Source organism: Mesobacillus sp., assembly GCF_049588175.1.
Classification (GTDB): Bacteria; Bacillota; Bacilli; order Bacillales; family Cytobacillaceae; genus Mesobacillus.
Genome location: NZ_JBAVFI010000080.1, coordinates 1 through 3,959, shown reverse-complemented (window position 1 = coordinate 3,959; position 3,959 = coordinate 1). Strand labels below are relative to the sequence as shown.

5 protein-coding genes and 1 pseudogene are annotated in these 3,959 nt (G+C 41.0%); all 6 read left to right on the top strand.

The features are described 5' to 3' along the window. Positions 1-298: rod shape-determining protein MreD (gene mreD / locus WB217_RS01810; RefSeq protein ID WP_423990098.1), on the top strand; the 298-nt coding region annotated here is incomplete at its 5' end. A gap of 84 nt (positions 299-382) precedes the next feature. Then, on the top strand, positions 383-1,063 hold the full coding sequence (gene minC / locus WB217_RS01805) for a septum site-determining protein MinC (protein ID WP_423990097.1): 681 nt from the start codon (positions 383-385) through the stop codon (positions 1,061-1,063). A gap of 1 nt (position 1,064) precedes the next feature. Further along, the gene (minD, locus tag WB217_RS01800; protein ID WP_423990095.1) at positions 1,065-1,868 is read left to right on the top strand and encodes a septum site-determining protein MinD; all 804 of its coding nucleotides are present in this window, start codon (positions 1,065-1,067) and stop codon (positions 1,866-1,868) included. A 177-nt stretch (positions 1,869-2,045) separates the two neighbouring features. Continuing rightward, a complete protein-coding gene (locus WB217_RS01795) occupies positions 2,046-2,822 on the top strand; it encodes a peptidoglycan DD-metalloendopeptidase family protein (protein WP_423990093.1) in 777 nt (258 codons plus the stop codon). Next, positions 2,815-3,681, top strand: a complete 867-nt coding sequence (locus tag WB217_RS01790; protein ID WP_423990091.1) for a M50 family metallopeptidase — start codon at positions 2,815-2,817, stop codon at positions 3,679-3,681. Before WB217_RS01795 ends, WB217_RS01790 begins: the two co-directional genes overlap by 8 nt. A gap of 65 nt (positions 3,682-3,746) precedes the next feature. After that, positions 3,747-3,959 (top strand): annotated as a pseudogene (locus tag WB217_RS01785) (Rne/Rng family ribonuclease); the annotation flags it as partial.

Genomic DNA, 3,959 nt, shown 5'->3' with positions numbered 1-3,959 from the left:
CATTGGGATCTACCTATTCCTTTTTCCACTGATTGCTTATCTTTTTGCCAATATGCTCAGGATCCTGCAAATAAATATTTTGATTGTTTCTGCCCTGACGATTATAGGCATTGCCCTTCTTGAGGTGGGGGTATACGAGTTAATGCATTTAATTAATATAACAAATCTGGACTTTTCGACCTATATCAGTATTCGGTTTGTTCCAACATTGATTTTGAACCTAGCATTTATCGTATTGGCCGCATATCCATTCAAAAGGCAGTTCGAAAATGCTGCTGACAGGCTGCGCAATGATTGAGAAAAATCTCTATCCTGCCTATTCAAATAAAGGAATTTGACGGATGCTTGTCGAATTTCTTTTACCATTGAGGTGAACATCCGTATGAAAAAAACACAAAATGTGACAATTAAAGGGACGAAAGATGGACTTACGCTCCATTTGGATGATACTTGCTCCTATGATGAATTAAAAAAAGAACTTGACAGGAAGCTTTCCAATTCCTCCCGTGTCCAAGAGGAACAGCAATTGCTGTCCGTAAAGGTGAAGGCAGGAAATAGATATCTTACTCAGGAGCAGCAGGAAGAGTTGAAGGATCTAATTCGGCAAAAGAGGAATTTAATCGTTGAGGATCTTGAAACGAACGTGATTACAAAGGCAGAAGCTGAGCGGGAAAGACAGGAAACAGGAATTGTCCCTGTGGCAAAGGTTATTCGTTCAGGCCAGATCCTTGAAATAGTCGGAGATTTGCTGCTGATTGGAGATGTCAATCCTGGAGGCACAGTTAAGGCAACGGGAAATATCTTTATTATGGGCACACTTAAAGGGATTGCGCATGCTGGTTTTGATGGGAATGACGAAGCAGTGATTGCGGCATCAGTCATGAAACCGTCTCAATTAAGAATCAGCGATTGCATCAACCGTGCTCCCGACCAAGTGTCCGATGAAGAGAATAGGGTTATGGAATGTGCTTACATATCTGATAATCAACAGATTGTCGTTGATAGATTGCAAGTTTTAATGCGAAAAAGACCTAATTTAACTAGATTTGAAGGAGGCCTGTAAAATGGGAGAAGCGATTGTAGTTACATCCGGTAAAGGCGGAGTTGGCAAAACAACGACATCTGCTAATATAGGTACAGCTTTGGCTCTTCAAGGCAAAAGAGTCTGCCTAGTCGATACAGATATCGGCTTGCGTAATTTAGACGTTGTTATGGGTCTAGAGAACCGGATCATTTATGATCTTGTAGACGTGATCGAAGGCAGGTGCAAGATTCATCAGGCACTTGTTAAAGATAAGCGCTTTGATGACCATCTTTATTTGCTTCCAGCTGCACAGACAAGCGATAAAACGGCCGTCCAGCCAGAACAAATGAAAAAATTAGTCAATGAATTGAAACAAGACTATGATTATATCATTATTGATTGCCCGGCAGGAATCGAGCAAGGCTATAAAAATGCCGTTGCCGGTGCAGATAAGGCGATTGTTGTCACAACTCCTGAAGTATCCGCTGTGAGGGATGCAGACAGGATTATCGGCTTGCTTGAGAAGGAAGAAAATGTTGAAGCGCCAAAGCTTGTCATCAACCGTATCCGCACCCACATGATGAAAAATGGCGATATGCTTGATGTGGATGAAATTACAACACATCTTTCAATTGACTTGATTGGAATCGTCGCAGATGACGATGAGGTTATCAAGGCATCGAATCACGGTGAACCAATTGCCTTGAATCCAAACAGCAAAGCTTCTATAGCTTATAGGAACATTGCTCGAAGAATCCTTGGCGAATCCGTTCCATTGCAGCAGCTTGATGCTGAAAATAAAGGCGTATTCTCGAAGATAAAGAAATTTTTCGGAGTCCGCTAGTAAAAAGCGCCTGACCTTGGTTGCATTCCATGCATACCGGCAGGCGTTTTTTTTATTATATTACATCTTCCGGCCCCACAACTCTTCTCATCGATAAACCCTCTAATTGTCATACTCTTGTTGGACAGGTCATAAACTTGTACTAACTTAGAGTACAAGGGGATTGGTGGGGATAGGATGAGTTCAAGAAGTGAAGACGTTCGCAAAAGAATGTTAAAGAGAAAGAAAGAGCGGGAAAGAATGGAGAAAATGAACCATGGCCGATTGTTCTATTCAGAAGAGGAACGGCATGGATTTGACCGGATTCCATCTTATGATATTGGGCCTGGTGAGGGGAACCATCCTTTATTCAAAAAAGAAGTGTTTTTATTTAAAGTGCTTGCTTCGGCATGCCTGGTATTAATTGTTGCCATCCTTTTCCGAAGCCCAGCTGAAAAAGCAGAAAAGTTTCAAAGCTATGTAAAGCAAACAATGGAACAGGAATTCCAGTTCGCTGCTGTTTCTGATTGGTATGAAGAGCAATTTGGGAAACCATTGGCACTTCTGCCGGCTAAAAATACTGGTGAGGAAGACAAACAGGATATTGATGAAGATAATGAGTACGCTTTGCCTGCTTCAGGAAAGATTTTGGAGGATTTCGGAGATAATGGTCAAAGGATCATGATTGAAACCGGGAAGGGTGCCGGAGTTGAGGCAATGAACGAAGGCCTTGTCCATTTTGTCGGAATGAAGGATGGGTTTGGAAAAACAGTCATTGTTCAGCACGCAGACAAGAGTGAAACATGGTATGGGAACTTGGACGGAATTGATGTGAATTTGTATGAATATATCTCGAAAGGTACAAAGGTTGGGACAGCTATGGACAGCTCGGACGGGACAAAGGGATCATTTTATTTCGCAATAAAAAAAGGGGATGATTTTATCGATCCCGTTCAGGTGATTAAGTTTGAATAAAACCACCGATTTATTACGAAAAATACAGATACATCCTTTACTGTGGATGGTCATTGCCCTTGCTGTCGCAACCGCGCATTTTATAGAGCTGATGATGGTGCTGCTGATTATTTTTGTTCATGAAATGGGACATGGTGCTGCAGCCTCTTTTTTTTCGTGGAGAATTAATAAAATAGCCTTGCTGCCTTTTGGCGGTGTTGCAGAAATGGATGAGCATGGAAATAGGCCATTGAAGGAAGAGCTTATTGTCGTGCTGGCGGGACCACTTCAGCATTTGTGGATGATTGGGCTCGCGTATATTTTATATCTGAATGGCATCTTTCCAGAAAAGTGGCATTCCTTGTTCGTTGAATTTAATTGGATGGTCTTATTGTTCAATTTGCTGCCAATATGGCCCCTTGATGGAGGTAAACTCGTTTTTATTCTTTTTTCTTTGAACTCTTCCTTTCAGAATGCGCACCATAGGACTATATATTTATCAATCGCTTCATTGGCTATTTTTTCAGTCGCCCTTATCATACTTGCGCCATTGACCCTGAATGTCTGGATAATCATCGGTTTTCTGGCTTTTTCACTTCATTTTGAATGGAAGCAAAGGCGCTTTATTTTCATGCGGTTTCTTATGGAAAGGCATTATGGAAAACAAGCAGATTTCAGGCAGCTTAAGCCGATCAACGTAGAAGAAAATGAAGTGGTTGGGCAAGTCCTCGAAAAGTTCCAGCGAGGCTGCAAGCATCCAATCATTGTAAAGAAAGAAAATGGAAAAGAAATGTTAATGGATGAAAATGAATTGCTTCATGCTTTTTTCAGTGAAAAACTGATGTCTGCTAAAATAGGAGATTTGCTTTACACATACTGACATAGGATAATAAATGCAGCGGGGAACTTTTTCTCGCTGCATTTTTTTATTTCATAGGAGAATACATGGAACAGCTAATTATCAATATCATATCCAGAGAAAAACGCTTCGCCTTGATTAAAAATGGCGTTGTTGAAAAAATATATATAGAGCAGCCGAGTCAGCAATCTCTTGTCGGCAATATCTATCTTGGGATCGTTGAAAAAGTGATTCCTGGCATGAATGCCGCATTTGTGAATTTTGGAGAAGAAATGAGTGGGTTCCTTTCACGAGATAAG

Bases quoted from the DNA above. Each gene is read 5' to 3' on its own strand.
- WB217_RS01795 (WP_423990093.1), top strand. From the start codon at position 2,046: ATGAGTTCAAGAAGTGAAGACGTTCGCAAAAGAATGTTAAAGAGAAAG.
- minD (WP_423990095.1), top strand. From the start codon at position 1,065: ATGGGAGAAGCGATTGTAGTTACATCCGGTAAAGGCGGAGTTGGCAAA.
- minC (WP_423990097.1), top strand. From the start codon at position 383: ATGAAAAAAACACAAAATGTGACAATTAAAGGGACGAAAGATGGACTT.